The organism is Nocardia sp. CA-129566, assembly GCF_050956075.1.
Lineage (GTDB): Bacteria > Actinomycetota > Actinomycetes > Mycobacteriales > Mycobacteriaceae > Nocardia.
In genome coordinates, this window is record NZ_CP192085.1 from 623,390 (window position 1) to 641,003 (window position 17,614).

Genomic DNA, 17,614 nt, shown 5'->3' on the forward strand with positions numbered 1-17,614 from the left:
GGAGCGCTACCGCGAGTGCCCTATATCGGCATCCTCGACCAGAAGGTCTACGGCGGCTGATCAGCGGTGTACACCGCAACCGCCACGGTTCGACCACCACTTATGGAGTGAGCGCGAATATCGTTGCGGGCGAACCCGACCCGCCGCGATAGAGGGCGCCGCCAACGAGCACCCAGGCCCCTGTCGCGGGCAGTTCAGCGAGATTCGCCAAACACTCCAGGCTGATCCGGTGCTCGCGATACAGCAGCTTCGATACCGCATAGGTGTCGTCGGTCCCCAGATCCGGGCCGAAGGTGTCGATGCCGAGTGCTCCACGCCGCCCGAGCCGCCCGCTCCGCAATAGCCATTCGACCGTCTCGACCGCGAATCCCGGCTGATGGTAGGCACTTTCGTCGGTGCCGATGAACTCCGGCGTCCCCCATTTCCCGTCCCACCCGGTCCACGCCACCACCGCCGACCCATCGGGAATGCGCCCGTGCCGACTTTCCCACTGCTTCAGGTCATCGACGCTGATCGCATGATCCCGATCGTGCGCACACTGATTCCGCACGTCGATTTTCACCGCGGGCAGCAGTAGATCCTCGAGGTCGAGTTCATCGGCGGCCAGCCCGTCGGCGTGGAAGTGAATCGGTGCGCCCCAATGGGTTCCGGTGTGCTCGCCCTGCTCGATATGGCGCAGGTAATAGCCGTCGCTCGCCACCGTCGCGACGATATCGGTGCGGAATTCCGGATCACCGGGAAATAGCGGTGTCGTCGCCGGATCATGCACATGGGACAAACTGACCAGCCGCCCGAACGGCGGCGCGGTGGTCATCGCTGCCGTTGCGGAATCGCCCGTGCCAGGGCCAGCAGATCGGCCTCGAGCATGCGGAACAACCGATAGGAGAGCACGAACGCAAGAATGCCACCCACGCTGAGCACTCGCACCGGAAAGATGACCAGATGCAGATCGGCGGCGTCGACGAAGGTCGCACTGGCCACACCGAGCAGCGGGACCGAGGCGGCCACACCCAGATAGAAACTGCCGCGCGCGGCGACCTTGCGCAATTGGCGTTCGTCCTTGGCACCGATGCCGCCGCGCACCAGCAGCTGCGGATACACCGACCGCACCGCGAAGATCATGATCGGGAAGAACGGATAGGCAAGTGCGATCGCGGCGCAAACCACCTGTGCGGCAAAGAAATGCAGGAAGGTCTGCCGCGGCAGATCGACGCCGGCCAGGCCCAGTGCCAATGGCCATCCCACCCCGGCGACCAGCCAGAAGCTGAACGGCACCCAGACCGCCCAGTCACCCATGTGCAAGGTGTCGCGCCGCGCCGCGGCCAGCAGGCGCGGTGAGTATTCGCGACCGCGCGACAGCCGCAATCCGATGGTCAGCGGGCGGCGGGTGAGGAAGAGCAGCAGCAGTGCGGCGATCGGGAAGGCGATCAGATTATTGATCAAACCCACCGTCGCGAACCGTTCCTGATCGGCCACCGACATCCGTTCGATGACCAGCGACTGATTCAGGTTGATGTTGTAGAGGCTGGCGAGCACATTCGGCACACCGATGCACAGCCCGAGGATCGGCAGCAGCCAACGGCGGGCCCGATAGGCCAGGCTGGTCGGTGCCGGATCGACCAACTCCCTGGCGCGGGCGTCGAGGCACAGATCGAGCTGTGCGGCGAGTTCGGCGCCATTGCGCCAGCGCCGTTGCGGATCCGCCTGCAGACATTCGAGCAGCACCCGGCGCAGGGCGCTCGGGGTGTCCGCGGGCAGTCGCGCCAGCGCTGCGTCGGTGATGCCCTGCTCGCGCAGGCGCACCATGGTCGCGAAGGTTTCGGCGCGGGCATCGGGATCGGCGGGCATCGGTGGATCGTCGAAGGGAGCCGCGCCGGTGAGCAGTTCCCACAGCAATGCGCCGAGAGAAAAGATATCGCTGCCCGGACCCGGTGCCGGGGCGCTCGGGTCGGCCAGTTCGGCCAGTTGTTCCGGGGAGTGGTACGGCAGCGAATCCGGTTCTACCGCTGCCGAATTCGTCACCGATCGCGGCGCGGCCGTGCGCACCGCGAAATCGGCGAGCTTGGGTATGCCCTCGGCGGTGAACAGCACATTGGCCGGTTTGATATCGCGGTGCATCACGCCCTGCTGTTCGGCGTAATTGAGCGCGTCCGCCAGTCGCCTACCGATCCAGGCGACCGTCTCCGGCCAACTGAGCGCGGCGATTTCGGCGCGCACACTCGAATCGGCCGGGCGGATTTCGCCCTTGGCCTCCATGGCCGTATCGATGGCGCGCAGCAGCAGGACGCCACCGTCGGTCTCCGCGCCGCGCCGACGTTGCGCGAGCACCCCGGCCGCCGTGCCACCGGGCAGGTACTGCATGTAGACCAGACGCGTCGATGCGGTCATCTCCGGCGCCGCCGCCGATGTGGCGGTGACCAGGCGCTGATCGAAAACCCGCACCAGATGCGGGTGGTCCAGTTGCGCCATACTGTGTCCGCCCGCCGCCCGCCCGGTCGAAAGCCGCACGGCGACAAGGCGCTGCATGGATCGCTGCCGGGCGAGGAAGACCCGGCCCAGTGTGCCGGTGCCCAGATCGGTGATCAGATCGAAGTCGTCGACGCTGCGGCCCGGATTCAGATCGGCGACCACAGCGGCCGCGCGCTCGATATCCGTCGCGGTGTCGCCTTCGTCTGCGAAATCCGTCAGCCGCGCGCGGACCTCGTGTGCTACCTCCGGATATTCGGTGAGGAAGTCATCCAGTTCGAGCGGGCCGTACCGGCGTCGGGCCAGGAACTCCTCGCAGATCAGGTCGACCAAATCCGCACTGTCCTCGACCTCGGGAAACTCCTTGCGGTACTCGGTAATGCGCTTTCCGAGGCCGGCCCGGTCCCAGCGATGACGCAGGTCTATGCGGACCAGATCGGTGAGTATCGCCAGCCGCACCTGGGTGCCGTCGGGGACGTATTCGGCGATCGGGGGAGGTTCGATCCGATCGTCGTGCAGGCAGCGCTGCCAGTCTTCGGTGAATGTTCTGATGGGGTCGGTCTCGCCGCGATTCGCGAAATCGGCAGATGTCACGATGGCCGCTCCAGCGCGGCGTGCATGCCGCGCTCCCGCCCCGCCGACACCAGTTCCCGGTCCCGGGTGGTCTCCTCGGGCGCAACCACCCGCTCCAGTGCGCGCAGATCGGCCTCTAGCGCGCGGAAGAGCAGGTAGGAGCCGATGAACGCGATGATGCCGCCCACACAGAGCACGCGCACCGCGGCGATCACCATCGGAATATCCTCCGGTGGTAGGAAGGTCACCCCGGCCACGGCGAGCAGCGGTACCGATGCCGCGACCGCCAGATACAGATTGGCGCGGCGGTCCAGACCACGCAGCCACACCGCGTCCTCGGTGCTGATCTCCCCGTGCCGTAGGAAGATCGGATAGATGCAGCGGACCATGTAGAAGCAAACCAGGAAGAACGGGTACGCCACCGCGATCGCACCACACACCACGATCGAGGTGAGGAAGTGCACCAGCGCGTGTGCCGGCACATCCCCGGCCGCCACAGCCAGCGCGATCGGGAAGGTGAATCCGGCGATGACCCACAGTGAGAAGACGACCACGACAGCCCTATCGCCGAACAGCAGGGAATCCGCTCTGGCAAGCCGCAGCGTCTCCGAATCGTACCGCCGCCCTCGGCGCAGCCCGTACGGCACCGTCATCACTCTTCGGCCCAGATAGAGGATCAGCGTCGCGCCGAGCGGGAAGAAGATGCCGTTCACCACGGTGGTGATGATCATGAAGGTGCGCCCGGCATCGGCGGGGAGCCGGTCCACGATCAGATGCTGGTTGTGCTGGATGTTGTATGCCGAGGCGAGGATATTCGGGATACCGATGGCCAGGGTGACGATCACCAGTCGCCACATCCGCAGCCGCAGCCGCCAACTGCCGGGCGGCGGGTCGACCAGATCCCGGGCCCTGGGGTCCAGGCACAGATCGAACTGCTTGGCCAGCACCGCGCCGTTGGACCAGCGCCGCGTCCGATCCGCTTCCAGACAGGTCAGCAGCACCCGCCGCAGCGCGGCCGGGCAGTTCGGCGGAACGCGTCGCAGCGCAACGTCATCCAATCCCGCCGTGCGGCGTTCCAGCATGCCCTCCAGCGCGGTATCGTCGCCGTGTTCGGTCGCGGTCGCGGTGGAATCATCGAACGGTTTCGCACCGGTCAGCAATTCCCAGAGCACCACACCGAGGGAGTAGATATCGGAGCGGGTGTCCAGATCCTCGGCGGTGCGCTCGCGGCCGGGATGGCAGGCCTCCAGCTGCTCGGGCGACATATACGCCAGCGATCCGCCGAAATAGGCGACCGGACTGGTGCCGGCCACATTGCGGCTGAAGCTGATATTGAAATCGGCCAGTTTCGGCACCGCCTCGGCGGTGAGCAGGATATTGGCCGGTTTCACATCCCGGTGCAGCACGCCGTGCGTGGAGGCGTACTCCAGTGCCTCGGCCAATCTGCGGCCCAGCCAGGCCACGGTCTCCGGCCAGCTCAGTCCGGCGATCTCGGCGCGCACGCTGGAATCGGTCGGCCGGATCTCGCCCTTCTCCTCCATGGCCGCGTCGACCGCGTCGAGCAGCAGTTGGCCGGTGCGTTCAGCGGGCGGAGTCGCGCGCACCCAGCGCAGCACGCCGAGCAATGTGCCGCCGGGCAGAAATTGCATATACAACAACCGGAGTCGGCGCATGGTCGGATCGCGGGCGTCGTCCGAGCCGAGCAGCCGCTGATCGAAGACGCGCACGATGTAGTCGTGATCGAGCTGGGCCAGGGTCTGTGGTTCGGTGCCGTGGTCGGCGGAGATCTTCACCGCGACCAATCGCTGCAATGACCGCTGCCTGGCCAGGAAGACGCGGGCGAAGGCACCGCTGCCGAGCCCGGTGAGCAGATCGAAATCGTCGATGCGCTGGCCGATCCGGATCTGGTCGAGCGCGTCGAAGCTCCCCGGACCGTTCCCGACCGTGGTCCGAGTAGCCGTCGTCGACCCCATTGGATCGGCGGCTGCCGCTTCGCGCGGGTCGAAGGCTGCCGTCTTGTCCGGGTCGAAGGCTGCCGTCTCGTCCGGATCGATGGTTGCTCGGGTCACGTCATTAGCACGAACGGACGCCGTGGTTTGGTTCAGCTGGGTCGATTCGTTTTGTTCGATGTATTGGGCGGTCCGGGTCTGCTCAGCGGCCGCACGAGTTCTGGCCAACTCGGTCAGTACCGAATCCTCCAGCCCTGCCCGTCGAGTGCTCTGATCGATGTCGTCGGCATTGAGCAGCACCCGCAATTCGGCCGCTTGTTCGGGATATTCCCGCAGACAATCCTTGGGGTCGACGCGCTCGCCGCTATGCCTGCGGATGACGAACTCTTCATAGACCAAACCCGCTGGAATACCACCCGGTTCGAGTTCGGGGAACTCGGCGCAGTAGTCGAAAAGGCGCTTGCGCGTCGTGGGGTCGCTACTGGATTCGCGTCGGTCCTGCGTCGCTGCCCGCTGCGATACCGTCTCGGTGCCCGTCGCGCGCGCCGCAGCGCTGCGCTGGATCCACCGATGTCGCAGGTCGACGCGGATCAGTTCGATCAGCGCCGCTTGGCGCAGTGACTCCGCATCGGGTAGAAAGTCGGCGATCTCCGGCGGTCGGCCGGCCGATTCCCAGTTCGCCGATTCCCATGCGGCGGAGAACGCCTCGACAACGTTGTTATCAGTGTGCAGTAGCGGTCCACCCCAATCGCGGGTCGGATCGGAGTCGAGACCGGGACGGTATCTTTTTTCGGAATCTGCACTCATTTTCGGACCTAGCTGCTGAGCGGATCCAGAGAATCCGCGGTGTTCGGTCGGTGGATGTGCCGATGAATTTTCCGCCACACCCGACGCCATCGTCCCCCGAGCAGTAATCCAAATGATAACTTGCGGCTCAACAGCGGATCACCCGATTTCGACAACCACGCGACGGGGAAGAACCAGCACATGCAAAAAGCAGCTACGGGCACGAAGGCGGTAGCCGAACGTGACCGCGAAGCAATGACTCCGGCGGCCGAGCCCCCGGAGGTGCAGACCGCCAATGGGGTATCCATTGCGGCGGCCGACGCCGTGCATACTTCGATGGAATCCAGCATGCCACGCGAAACCGGCATGGCACGAGGTCCGGCCGCGGCGATGGCCGCGAGCGTGCGCGACGGCTCGCTGGCACCGACCGAGACGGTCGGCACCGCCCTGGACCGGATCGCGGCCGGAAATCGCAAGACGAACGCTTTCGTCGTCGTTCGCTCCGCCAAGGCGCGCGCCGATGCGCTCGCGCTGGAACAGCGCTCCGACCTGGACGTGCTGCCTTTGGCGGGTGTCCCCATCGCGATCGAACACAACATCGCGGTCGAGGGGGAGTCGACGCTGGCCGGTTCCGCCGCCACCGATACCGCTGTGGTCGCCGCCGACCATCCGGTGGTGCGCCGACTGCGGGCCGCTGGCGCCGTGGTGGTCGGGCTGACCGCGGTATCGGAGCTGGGGCTGTGGAGCACCACCGAGAGCGAGGGCCGGATCAGCCGCAACCCGTGGAATTCCGCGCGCAGCACCGGTGGCGCCTCGGGCGGAGCGGCCGCGGCGGTCGCGGCCGGTCTGGTACCGGTGGCACACGGCAATGACTTGCTCGGTTCGGTGCGCATTCCCGCGGCCTGCTGTGGGGTGTTCGGGATCAAGCCCGGGCGCCATACTGTGCCGGCCGAGGTCGGCGTCGATTCCTGGTCGGGAATGGTCGAAAAGGGTGTGCTCGCAACGACGGTCGGCGATGCGGCGCTCGCGCTATCGGTGCTGGCCGCGCGCCCGGACCTAGCCGAGCTAGATCCACCGGGCCGACTACGCATCGGGCTGGCCATCGCGCCGCCCTCCCGTTTGTTCCGGGTCGATCGGCACTGGACCGCGGCGGCTCGCACCGCCGCATCGGCCGCCGTAGCCGCCGGACACCTGGTGGAATCCACGACCCTTCCTTATGGTGAATCGATCATCTCCGTTGGCCTGCGCTGGCTGGCATTCGCCGCCCGCGAGGCCGTGACACTCGTCCGACCCGAAGCTCTGCAGCCGCGCACCCGCCGACACCTCGCACTCGGCCGGTTGATCCAGCGCCTGCGGCTGATCCGCCCGGCTCAGGTGGACCGGGTCGAGGCGCGACTGCTGGAATTCTTCGAGCGCTACGACGTCGTGATCACCCCGACGCTCGCCGCGCCGCCGCCACGGGCTCGGGCCTGGCACACCCTGGGCTGGTTGGCGAATGTCGTTACCAGCGCACGGTATTCACCGTTCACACCGCTGTGGAATATGGTCGGCTGGCCCGCCGCGTCCATCCCGATGGGCATGCACCCCGGCTCGAAGACGCCGGTCGCCGCCCAGCTCGCGGCACCGCCCGGCGGTGAATCGACCCTGCTGCGCCTGTCGGCACAACTCGAGTCGATCCACCCCTGGAAGCGAACGGTGATCGACTAACTGGCGACTGCGGCCTGGTGCTGGACCGAGAAACCGCCCTCCACCGCGCGTGCGGCGAATTCGAGAATGGTCGGCCGGTTGTCATCGGCGCGCCAGGCGACGGCCAGCTCGCACGGGGCGAGCCCGTTGAGCGGGCGGGCGGTCAGTCCCGGCCAGCGGTACATCGGCACATTGTTCTCGGCGAGCAGGCAGACGCCGAGGCCGAGGCTCACCGCCTCCAGCTTGTCCTCGGCGGTCGCCGCCTCGGCGCCGATCTTGGGCTGACGGCCGTTGCGCGCGTCGCTGCCGAGCCAGAAGTCGCGCACCGCACCGGCCTCGGTGGGCAGCGCGATGAACGGTTCGTCGAGTAGGTCGGCGAAGTCGATGGTCTCGTTATCGGCCAGCGGATGGTTCTCCGGCAGCAGCACCCAGCGCGGTTCGGTGCGCAGCACCTGCCAGCGGTACCGGTTCGGATCGGGCAGCGGAAGCCAGACCAGCGCCAGGTCGGCCTGCCGACCGGCCAGACCGCTGGACGGGTCGGTCCAGGAGGCGGCGTGCAGGGCCAGCCGGTGCCCGCTCGCGCTCTCCAGATCGTTGAGCAGACCGCGGCCGAGCGCGGACTGGATGCCGACGCGCAGCACCTCACCCGCCTCCTGTAGTGAGACGTTGGTGACTTCCCACAGCTCGAGGATCTTGCGGGCGCCTTCGAGCAGTTCCTTACCCGCGACGGTCAGCGCCACGCTGCGCTGGTTGCGGTCGAACAGGACCACGTCGAGCTGACGTTCCAGCTGACGAATCTGACGCGACAGGGTGGGTTGAGCGATGTGCAGCCGCTGGGCGGCGTTGGTGAAGTGCAGTTCCTCAGCGACGGCGACGAAATACCGCAGGTCGCGCAAATGCGGGTCCATAGCCCCTTGCTATCAGAATCGGTCCTGAATTTCCAGCCTATTGAAGCCAGAAAGTCTGGATATGGCAGCCGAAACAGTCGACAGGTTTGTTAGAGACAGCATATGGCCTGTCATGGTCATTTGCACCATCGACTTGGCGAATCTCCGGCACTCGCGGCGCGTGCGACCTCGCCGAAGCTAATTGGGCAGATGACCAGCAACGATGCGGCACGAGGTGGGTGCCGGGCGCCCGTTTCGGCGTGTCGAAGTGTGACCGGTCACCCCCGCAGAAACCGGCCCGCAACGGCGTAGGAGCCGTTACAACCATGAGTAGTGATATTCGTCACAAACATGTTTGCAGCCGCCGAAGCACGAGAGGGCGCCGTGGTCGCGACAACACGACCACGGCGCCCTCGATGCGCGATCAGAGGCTGCGCGCGCGATCCTCGTACGCCTTGCGCTCGGCCGCGTCGACATCGTCGAGGAAGGCATTGCTCGAACCCAGCGCCCTGGCCAGCCCGTCGGCCACCGGTTCGGGCAGCAGATTCACCAGTTGCGAGAGCAGACCGGCCACCGCGGTCACCCGGACCTTGGATCTGGGTGCGGCGATCAACGCGACGATGGCGTCGGCGATCTCCTCCGGCTCGGCCGGGCGCAGCAGCTTCGGGCCGCTCACACCGGAGCCGAGTTCGGTATTGGTCAGCGTCGGCAGCACCGAGGAGAACGCGACACCGGAACCCCGGTACTCCTCCCGCAGCGTATCGGTGAAACCCAGTACCGCGTGCTTGCTGGCGTTATAGGTTGCCAGGCCCGGGATATGGGTCTCACCCGCGAGCGAGGCGATATTGATGACGTGTCCGCGTTTGCGCGGCAGCATCCGGGCCAGGCCCAGCTTGGATCCGAGAATTACGCCGTAGACGTTGATATCGAGGATGCGGCGGGTGATCTGGTCCGGCTCGTCGACGAATTTGCCGGTCGGCATGATGCCCGCGTTGTTGATCAGCACATCGATCGGACCGACGGTGCGCTCGACCTCGTCGAGGAAGTTCTCGAACGAGGTGGAATCGGTGACATCGAGCCGGCCGTACAGCTCGAAATTCCGGGCGGTTCCGGACGCCTTGACCGTGGTCTCATCGATATCGCCGATCGCGATCTTGGCGCCGAGTGCCTGCAGTGCGGTCGCCGTGGCCAGTCCGATGCCGCGCGCACCACCGGTGATGACGACGACCTTGCCGCGAATCTTCGCCGGGCCCGTCGCTCGCGCCGCCGTCACTTGTTATCTCCCTCGAGCTTCAGAATTGCCGGAATATTGATGCGCCGCAGACCACGAGCTCCCGCCGCGCGCATCGCGCCGAGCCCGAACAGCACCTTGGGCATCTGGTACGGGAACCAGAGCAGTTCCTTCTGCTGGGTCGGCAGGATCGGCGTGGTGATCGCCTTCTGCCTGCAGTACTTGCGCACCCCGTTCGGGCCGCCCCAGCGCGCGCCGACACCGGAGTGCCCCCAGCCGCCCATCGGCAGCGCGAAGCTGAACAGGTTGACGAAGACATCGTTGATATTCACCGCGCCGACATCGAGTTCGCGGGCCACCCGCTCGCCGCGGTCCTTGTCCCCGGTCCACACCGACGCGGACAGGCCGTAGATCGAATCATTGGCCAGCCGAACGGCTTCGGCCTCATCGGCGACCTTGATCACCGGCAGCGTCGGGCCGAAGGTCTCCTCGGTGATGCAGGACATGCTCTGGTCGACATCGACCAGCACGGTCGGCTCGAACAGCGTGCCGACACCGGTCCGCTTGCCGCCGGTGGTGACCCGGGCACCCGCCGCGATGGCCTCGTCGACATGGCGCTGCACGATCTGGACCTGGTTCTCATTGGCGAGCGCACCGACGTCGTGCTTCGACTCGCGCCCGTCGAGGCCCTGACGCAGATGCTGGACCGCGTCGGTGAGTTTGGCGACGAACCTGTCGTAGACCGGCGCCTCCACATACACCCGCTCCACCGAGATGCAGACCTGGCCCGAATTGAACATGCCGCCGAAGGCGATGCCGTGCGCGGCGCGATCGAGGTCGGCGTCGGCAAGCACGATGGCCGGATCCTTACCGCCCAATTCCAGGCTGTAGGGAACCATCCGCTCGACGCAGGCGGCCGCGATCTTGCGTCCGGTCGCGGTGGAGCCGGTGAACTGGATGTAGTCGGCGTTCTCGACCACCGCGGCACCGGTCGCACCCGCACCGGTGACCACGGCGAAGACCGGCGGTGCGCCGATTTCGGCCCAGCCCCTTGCCAATTCGAGTGCCGAGAGCGGGGTCACCTCCGAGGGCTTGAGGACCACCGCGGCGCCAGCGGCCAGTGCCGGGATCACATCGATGACCGGCATGGCCAGCGGGAAGTTCCAGGGTGTGATCACGCCGACCACCGGATACGGCTTGTACACCGTGGTCAGCTTCTTGACCCGGGCCAGCGGGCTGTGCGGCGAAGGATGGTCGTCGGCGAGGAATTTGGCGGCCCGGCGCGCGTAGTAGCCGATCAGATCGGTGGAGAAGGCCGGGTCGATCAGCGCGTCCACCCGCGGCTTACCCGTCTCGGACTGCAGCACGTCGGCCAGGTGCTCGGTATTGTCGATGATCCAGTCCTGCAGCTTCAGCAGCCATTCCTTGCGGCCGTCGGGGCCGATGGCCTCCCATTCCGGTTGGTACAGGCGCAATTCGCGGATCTTGGCCGCGACCGCATCGGCGCTCTGCTCCGGCACAGTGCCGACCACCGCACCAGTACCCGGATTGCGCACCTCGATCAGCGTCGGATCCGCCTTCTTTGCCACTGTCTTGCGTGCCGTCGTCTTTTTGGCCGCGCCGGGCACTGATTCGATGTTGGTCACTGCTGTTCTCCCACTGACGTTGTGCTGTGAACCGCTGGAAGCCGATTACTGTGAATCAGTTCACTGACCTATGATCGTGACACAAGATTGCGGGACTTTCTTGGGCCGTTTTGTCAACCGACTCGGCTGATTTTGTATTCAAAGTACAATTCGGAGGAATCATGGTCGCTGCCTCGGCCGGTCGTCCGGCGACCACGGAGCCACTGCGCAGCGATTCGGATCCGAATATCGAGGTCGTCCGCGACTGGCTGGCCGAATACGTCTACGAGACGATGCGGACCCAGACGCTCGAGCAGATCGTGGACCGGCTCGACAACGCCATCATCGTCCGCATCCCGGAGCTCGCCGACCGCGATATCCGCCGAGATCTCGCGGCCAGCACCAGGGCGCATGCCAGGGTCATGCTGAGCGGGCTCACCAGCGACACCTTCGATTTCACGCTGCCCGACGAGGTGCACGCCTTCGCGCGCACCATCGCCCGGCGCGGCTTCCAGCTGCGACTGCTGTTGCGGACCTACCACGTCGGGCAGGAGGCCGTGCTCGACTACATGACCGATGCCATCGAGGAGCGCCGCCCGCCACAGGAGATCGAGCGCGCGGTCATGCTGCGGCTGTTCGAGCGATCGACCAGATGGGTCGGCAATTCGGTGGAGGCGCTGACCGATACCTACATGGAGGAACGCGAACGGATCCTGCGCGCCGATCTCAACCGCCGCTCGGAAACCGTTCGCGCGCTCTTGGCCGACGGCGATGTGGATATCGACCAGGCCTCGATTCGGCTCGGATATCGCCTCGCCCAACAACATTTGGCGTTCGTGCTCTGGGCCGACGAGTCGGGCGACGCCGAGATGAGCGGACAGCTGGATCGGGTCGCCGCTCGACTGGCGGCCGCGCTCGGCAGCACTCGGGTGCTGACGGTGCCCTCCGGTGCGAGTGGCATGTGGGCCTGGGTCGGCCTGGACGATGACGCGCATGCGGCGCAGGTGGCCGAACCCGCTCGGCTGCAACGACTGGTCGCCGGATCGGTGGAGCCGCCGATGCGGGTCGCCTTCGGCGTGCCAGCGGCACAGCTGGCCGGATTCCGCAACAGTCATCGCGAAGCGGTCGCGGCCAGGCAGGTGGCCGAGCGCAGCGCGACGGGTGCGCGGATCACCGGCTATCGCGAGGTGGAGATCGCCTATCTGGCGGGCGCCGACGACGCGGCCATGCGCGGTCTGATCGGGCGCGAATTGCGCGCGCTGGCGGGCCGTGATGCCAATGCCACACGCCTGCGCGAAACACTGCACGCGTATCTGAAGAGCCATCGCAGCCCGGAGGCCACGGCGAAACTACTGGGTGTGCACAAGAACACGGTCCGCTATCGGATCCAGCGGATCGAGGAACTGCTCGGCCATCCGATCGAAGCGCGCGGGCTGCCGCTCGAGATCGCGCTGGCCTGCGTCGCCACCTACGGCGCGGACGCCCTACCTTGAACTGCTACGAACTATTCCGTCTCCGCACCCGCACGTTCGCGGCGTAGTGGCGGTTCGGTGGTCGGTGCGACTCGCACATTCGGCAGATCCGCGAGCAATTGCGTCGTCGCGGCCGCGATGGCGTTCACCGCCTTGTCCACCGCCGCCTTGGTTGTGGTGCTCAGGCCGGACACGCCACCGACCGTACGCACGTACTGCAGTGCGGCAGCATAGATTTCCTGCTCGGTTGGCGCAGGATCCAGGCCACGAAGGAGGGTGATGTTGCTACTCATGCGTGCACACTAGCCCTCAGTACTGCCCCACGGCAGGACAAGAATCCAATCCGACAAAGCCAGCCGATTACTCAGCCTCTTCCAAGATCGATGGGGAACAATCGGTGGCATGCCTGCCCGCGGTGTGCCCACCCTGACCACCTTCCCCTACGAGGAGCTCGACGAGCGGGAAGAGGATCATTGGTCCGGCGCGGCGATATCGGATGACGAACTGCGTGCCCTCGCGCTCGGCGGCTTCTATTCGGCGCGCTGGGACGCCTTCCACGATGCGCTGCTGCTCGGGCCCGAGCGCGACCATCCGCTCGGCGACCGCCGCGAACTCGCCATCGACACGCTGACCGGCGCATGGGGCATCACCGACGGCACCGAGGCGCAGGCATCCATGGAGCAGTTGCTCGAGGGTATGCACGCGCCGCTGTACGCGATGGTGCATCCGCTGGTGATGGCATCGATCAATGCCAGTGAACGCGACCGGTTCGGTGAGCGGGCCGATCGGCATCGGGCCTTCCTGCGTCAGGTCGGTTCGTTCCGGGGGATGGACAATCCGGAGGCGCTGGTCCGCGATTACGACATCTGGTCGCAGGCGATCAAGATCGGCTTCACCGACCATCTGGCCCGGCCGCTGCCGAGCGATATCCACGCCTGGGATCTGGCCCGGGTGGTCGCGGTGGCCCGAATGGCTTTCACCGCAGGCTATCTCGACGCCGAGGTGGCCTGGGACTATCTGCGGCGGGCACTGCCGCTGGCGCAGCGCAAATATCAGAACTGGCGTCAATTCGGCGATGCCTACCTGACCGGCTGGACCTACTGGCAGGCCTGTGAGGATCTGGCCGAACTGAAAAACGGCGGCGTGGATCGGCGCATGGAGCTACTGCGTCTGTGGCTGCGGCCGACGAGTCCTTGGCGGCGGATCGGCCTGCAGTCAGTTCCCGTCGGGGAGTGAGCGCAGGATTCCTCGGCCGTAACGCTGGAACTGTCCGTCATCGACCATGCCGAGGGAATGCCGTTCCACCAGCAACTCCCACTCGGAATAGAGTTGGGCGACACCGGGATCGGCCGGACCGGCCGCGCCGTTCGCCGAATCGCGCCGGACGGCGAAATTCACCGCACAGGTGACGCGTTCGGTATCGGCTCGATCGGCGCCGGTGAAACGCAGCGTGGTATTCCCGTCGTGTACGTCGATACCGGTTTCGCCGTGCGCCGAACCGATCTCGCCCGGGGCCGCCGCGGCGCCCTCGGTGGTGCGTGCCCACAGGACGGCGGGGATGGGTAGCTCGTGCGCGTATTTGTCGCCGGGGCCGATGGAAATGAACAGCAGCCGCCCGGTGGTCGCGGCCAGCAGTCCGGGGCCGCTGCCCGCGGGCGGATGTGCGACGGCGATCGCGGTCTCGAGCACATATTCGTCAGCGGTGACATATCGATGCAGTGCGGCTATCGCCGACTTGGCATCGCGCTTGGGTGCCATCCGCCGCACGGCGCGATCGACATCGGCTCGGGTCGGTCCGTTCTTTTCCCACCGCGGGGCGGGCGGCTGTAGATCGGGGGCGGCGACATCGATGCGCTGACTCGCCAGGATCTGGTCATTGATGCGCTCGACGATCTCGGCGGCCGCGGGGAAGTCGTGTTCGGCGATGAGCACGGGTAGCGGCGTGCGGTCCGCGGGTACGCCGGTGAGCACGGGAGTCGGGTAACGCAGGTAGATCTCGATGACGACCGCGTCGTCGGCACGTCGGTTCAGCCGGACCTTGAGTAGGTCCGTCACCGGCACATCCAATACGCGCTCGCCGTCACTGCCCGGCCGCAGCACGATCAATCGCCCGCGTCCGTGCCGCAGTATCGCTGTGGGTGTCCGTAGCTCGACTATGTCCATACCCCCTGCGCTCTGTTGGTTACGGTGCTCCCGGGGGCCCACGTGGGGTACGCAAGCTACCGCCTTCGGGCCCGTCGCTCGCACCGCGGTGTTGTGTCGTCGCTCACGATAGGCCGAACATGACATGATTGTGACCACTTGGAGTAACCCCGACCGGAGACCTCGGGAACCACGGACGTTCCCCAGCCGTTTACCTGTCGAACTACACCAGCTGCCGAACTGCGCGATGTATCGACTAGACCGTACGCGGTAACGTGGCCTGTCCGCATCCGAACCACCGGACGGGACGCGCCCGACGCCACGCTAGGCATGCACCGGAGACACCGGAAAGGACTGGCCGCCCGGCCTAAGCTCTATGAACCGCAAGACTGTGTTTCGCACTCTGGCCATAGTCGCGGGCATCGCGCTCGTGATCTATGCGTTCGGCTACTTCGGCAATGACACACGCGGCTGGAAGAGCGTCGATACCTCGGTGGCGTTGAGTCAGCTGACCGACAAGAGCAACGTCAAGAACGTCCAGATCGACGACCGCGAGCAGCAGCTGCGCATCGAGCTGAACAATGGGACCGACGCCACTTCCGGCTCGAAGAAGATCATTGCCAAATTCCCGGGTGGCAGCGAGACCTCCAACCAGGTCTTCGACGCCGTACAGAAGTCCGGCGCGCCCTTCAACACCGTGGTCAAGCAGGAGAGCTGGTTCACCCAGATCCTGCTGTTCGTACTGCCGATGGTGATCTTGTTGGGGCTGTTCATCTTTGTGATGTCCCGCATGCAGGGCGGTGGCCGCGGCGGCATGATGGGCTTCGGCAAATCGAAGGCCAAACAGCTGACCAAGGATATGCCGAAGACCACATTCGCCGATGTGGCCGGCGCCGACGAGGCCGTCGAAGAGCTCTACGAGATCAAGGACTTCCTGCAGAATCCGGTGCGCTACCAGGCGCTCGGCGCGAAGATCCCCAAGGGCGTGCTGCTCTACGGCCCGCCCGGTACCGGTAAGACCCTGCTGGCGCGTGCCGTCGCGGGTGAGGCCGGGGTGCCGTTCTTCACCATCTCCGGTTCGGACTTCGTCGAAATGTTCGTCGGTGTCGGTGCCTCCCGGGTGCGCGACCTGTTCGAACAGGCCAAGCAGAACAGCCCGTGCATCATCTTCGTCGACGAGATCGACGCGGTCGGCCGCCAGCGCGGCGCAGGCCTCGGCGGCGGTCACGACGAGCGTGAGCAGACCTTGAACCAGCTGCTGGTCGAGATGGACGGCTTCGGCGATCGCACCGGCATCATCCTGATCGCCGCGACCAACCGCCCCGACATCCTCGATCCGGCGCTGCTGCGCCCCGGCCGATTCGACCGCCAGATCCCGGTCAGCAATCCGGACCTGGCCGGGCGGCGCGCCATCCTGCGGGTGCATTCGCAGGGCAAGCCGATCTCGCCGGAGGCCGATCTGGACGGCCTGGCCAAGCGCACCGTCGGCATGTCCGGCGCGGATCTGGCCAATGTCGTCAACGAGGCCGCACTGCTCACCGCGCGCGAGAACGGCGCGGTGATCACCGGCGAGCAGCTCGAGGAATCGGTGGACCGCGTCATCGGTGGTCCGCGCCGCAAGAGCCGCATCATCAGCGAGCACGAGAAGAAGATCACCGCTTACCACGAGGGCGGCCACACCCTGGCCGCGTGGGCGATGCCGGATATCGAGCCGGTCTACAAGGTCACCATCCTGGCCCGTGGACGGACCGGCGGTCACGCCATGACCGTGCCCGAGGATGACAAGGGCCTGATGACCCGCTCGGAGATGATCGCCCGCCTGGTGATGGCGATGGGTGGCCGCGCGGCCGAGGAACTGGTGTTCCACGAGCCGACCACCGGTGCCTCCTCCGATATCGACCAGGCCACCAAGATCGCCCGCGCCATGGTCACCGAATACGGCATGAGCGCGCGCCTCGGCGCGGTGCGTTACGGCCAGGAGCAGGGCGATCCATTCCTCGGTCGCTCGATGGGCATGGGTTCGGACTATTCGCACGAGGTCGCCGGCGCCATCGACGAGGAGGTGCGCAATCTCATCGAGGCCGCGCACACCGAGGCGTGGGCCATCCTCAACGAATACCGCGATGTGCTCGACGTGCTGGCCACGGCGCTGCTGGAGCGCGAGACACTGCATCGCAAGGATCTCGAGGACATTCTCGCCGCGGTGGATAAGCGGCCGCGGATCACCGCGTTCAACGATTTCGGCGAGCGCGTCCCCTCGGATAAGCCGCCGGTGAAGACCCCTGGCGAACTGGCCGCCGAACGCGGTGAGCCGTGGCCGCCGCAGGAACCGGTCAAGCCGCGGCTGCCGCAGCGCGAAGCCGCCTCGGCCAATGGCTACCCGGACGCCGGTTATCAGGAACCGCGTTACGGCGGCTACTCGCAGCAGCCCGCGACCGGTTATCCGCTGCCGCAGGCGCCGACCCCGGCATACCCGCGGCCGGGATCGACGCACGGCTCGCGACCGGATTACGGCGCCCCGGCCGGTTGGTCGGCGCCGGGCTGGCCGCCGCGCGACGAGCCGCAGCAGCAGTCGGGACAGCCCGGTTACGGCGACTGGCCGGGTGAGCCGCAGCCGCGCCACGGCTACCAGCAGCCGCAGCAGCAGTGGGGTCAGCAGGGGCGCGGCAACGACCCCTACGACGAGCCCGCCACCGGCACCGGGAATAACGATGGCGAGAACCACGATTGGGATGGACCGAACGGTCGGCACTGATCAGTGGCGATTAGGCTCGACCATCTGGGTGCCGGGTGATTG

General features: G+C 66.4%; 12 protein-coding genes. 4 read left to right on the top strand and 8 right to left on the bottom strand.

What is annotated here, in order from left to right; all coding sequences use genetic code 11:
- Positions 1-100: 100 nt before the first annotated feature.
- Genes ACQP0C_RS02820 through ACQP0C_RS02830 form a run of 3 tightly spaced genes read right to left on the bottom strand, consistent with a single transcriptional unit; the run spans position 101 to position 5,795 of the window.
- A complete protein-coding gene (locus tag ACQP0C_RS02820) occupies positions 101-814 on the bottom strand; it encodes a cyclase family protein (protein WP_433730264.1) in 714 nt (237 codons plus the stop codon).
- Complete coding sequence (locus ACQP0C_RS02825) at positions 811-3,060, bottom strand: serine/threonine-protein kinase (RefSeq protein ID WP_433730266.1); 2,250 nt, start codon at positions 3,058-3,060, stop codon at positions 811-813. Before ACQP0C_RS02825 ends, ACQP0C_RS02820 begins: the two co-directional genes overlap by 4 nt.
- A complete protein-coding gene (locus tag ACQP0C_RS02830) occupies positions 3,057-5,795 on the bottom strand; it encodes a protein kinase domain-containing protein (RefSeq protein WP_433730268.1) in 2,739 nt (912 codons plus the stop codon). The genes ACQP0C_RS02825 and ACQP0C_RS02830 overlap by 4 nt, the downstream gene beginning before the upstream one ends.
- 315 nt (positions 5,796-6,110) lie before the next feature.
- Between ACQP0C_RS02830 and ACQP0C_RS02835 the strand changes: the two genes are divergently transcribed.
- On the top strand, positions 6,111-7,481 hold the full coding sequence (locus tag ACQP0C_RS02835) for an amidase (protein WP_433734406.1): 1,371 nt from the start codon (positions 6,111-6,113) through the stop codon (positions 7,479-7,481).
- Here ACQP0C_RS02835 and ACQP0C_RS02840 read toward each other — a convergent pair.
- The 3 genes from ACQP0C_RS02840 to ACQP0C_RS02850 form a co-directional block, all read right to left on the bottom strand.
- Entirely contained in the window at positions 7,478-8,368 is an 891-nt protein-coding gene (locus ACQP0C_RS02840; RefSeq protein WP_433730270.1) for a LysR family transcriptional regulator, read from the bottom strand. The two genes, ACQP0C_RS02835 and ACQP0C_RS02840, sit on opposite strands and share 4 nt — an antisense overlap.
- 403 nt (positions 8,369-8,771) lie before the next feature.
- Positions 8,772-9,620 (bottom strand): SDR family oxidoreductase, encoded by an 849-nt coding sequence (locus tag ACQP0C_RS02845; protein ID WP_433730272.1) that lies wholly within the window; start codon positions 9,618-9,620, stop codon positions 8,772-8,774.
- Positions 9,617-11,224 (bottom strand): aldehyde dehydrogenase family protein, encoded by a 1,608-nt coding sequence (locus ACQP0C_RS02850; RefSeq protein ID WP_433730274.1) that lies wholly within the window; start codon positions 11,222-11,224, stop codon positions 9,617-9,619. The genes ACQP0C_RS02845 and ACQP0C_RS02850 overlap by 4 nt, the downstream gene beginning before the upstream one ends.
- Before the next feature lie 161 nt (positions 11,225-11,385).
- Here ACQP0C_RS02850 and ACQP0C_RS02855 point away from each other — a divergent pair, with 161 nt between their 5' ends.
- Positions 11,386-12,696 carry a PucR family transcriptional regulator gene (locus tag ACQP0C_RS02855; protein ID WP_433730276.1) on the top strand — a complete coding sequence of 437 codons (1,311 nt, stop codon included), beginning with the start codon at positions 11,386-11,388 and terminating at the stop codon, positions 12,694-12,696.
- Positions 12,697-12,707: 11 nt separating this feature from the next.
- On the opposite strand, the gene ACQP0C_RS02860 is transcribed toward ACQP0C_RS02855, so the two are convergent.
- On the bottom strand, positions 12,708-12,968 hold the full coding sequence (locus ACQP0C_RS02860; RefSeq protein WP_433682125.1) for a DUF2277 domain-containing protein: 261 nt from the start codon (positions 12,966-12,968) through the stop codon (positions 12,708-12,710).
- Positions 12,969-13,077: 109 nt separating this feature from the next.
- On the opposite strand from ACQP0C_RS02860, the gene ACQP0C_RS02865 reads away from it, so the two are divergent.
- Positions 13,078-13,911, top strand: a complete 834-nt coding sequence (locus ACQP0C_RS02865) for a DUF1266 domain-containing protein (RefSeq protein WP_433730278.1) — start codon at positions 13,078-13,080, stop codon at positions 13,909-13,911.
- Here the strand turns inward: ACQP0C_RS02865 and ACQP0C_RS02870 are convergent.
- The gene (locus ACQP0C_RS02870; protein WP_433730280.1) at positions 13,891-14,838 is read right to left on the bottom strand and encodes a hypothetical protein; all 948 of its coding nucleotides are present in this window, start codon (positions 14,836-14,838) and stop codon (positions 13,891-13,893) included. The two genes, ACQP0C_RS02865 and ACQP0C_RS02870, sit on opposite strands and share 21 nt — an antisense overlap.
- A gap of 355 nt (positions 14,839-15,193) precedes the next feature.
- Here ACQP0C_RS02870 and ftsH point away from each other — a divergent pair, with 355 nt between their 5' ends.
- Positions 15,194-17,572: an ATP-dependent zinc metalloprotease FtsH gene (ftsH, locus tag ACQP0C_RS02875; RefSeq protein ID WP_433730282.1), complete on the top strand. Its 2,379-nt coding sequence runs from the start codon at positions 15,194-15,196 to the stop codon at positions 17,570-17,572.
- Positions 17,573-17,614: the final 42 nt, after the last annotated feature.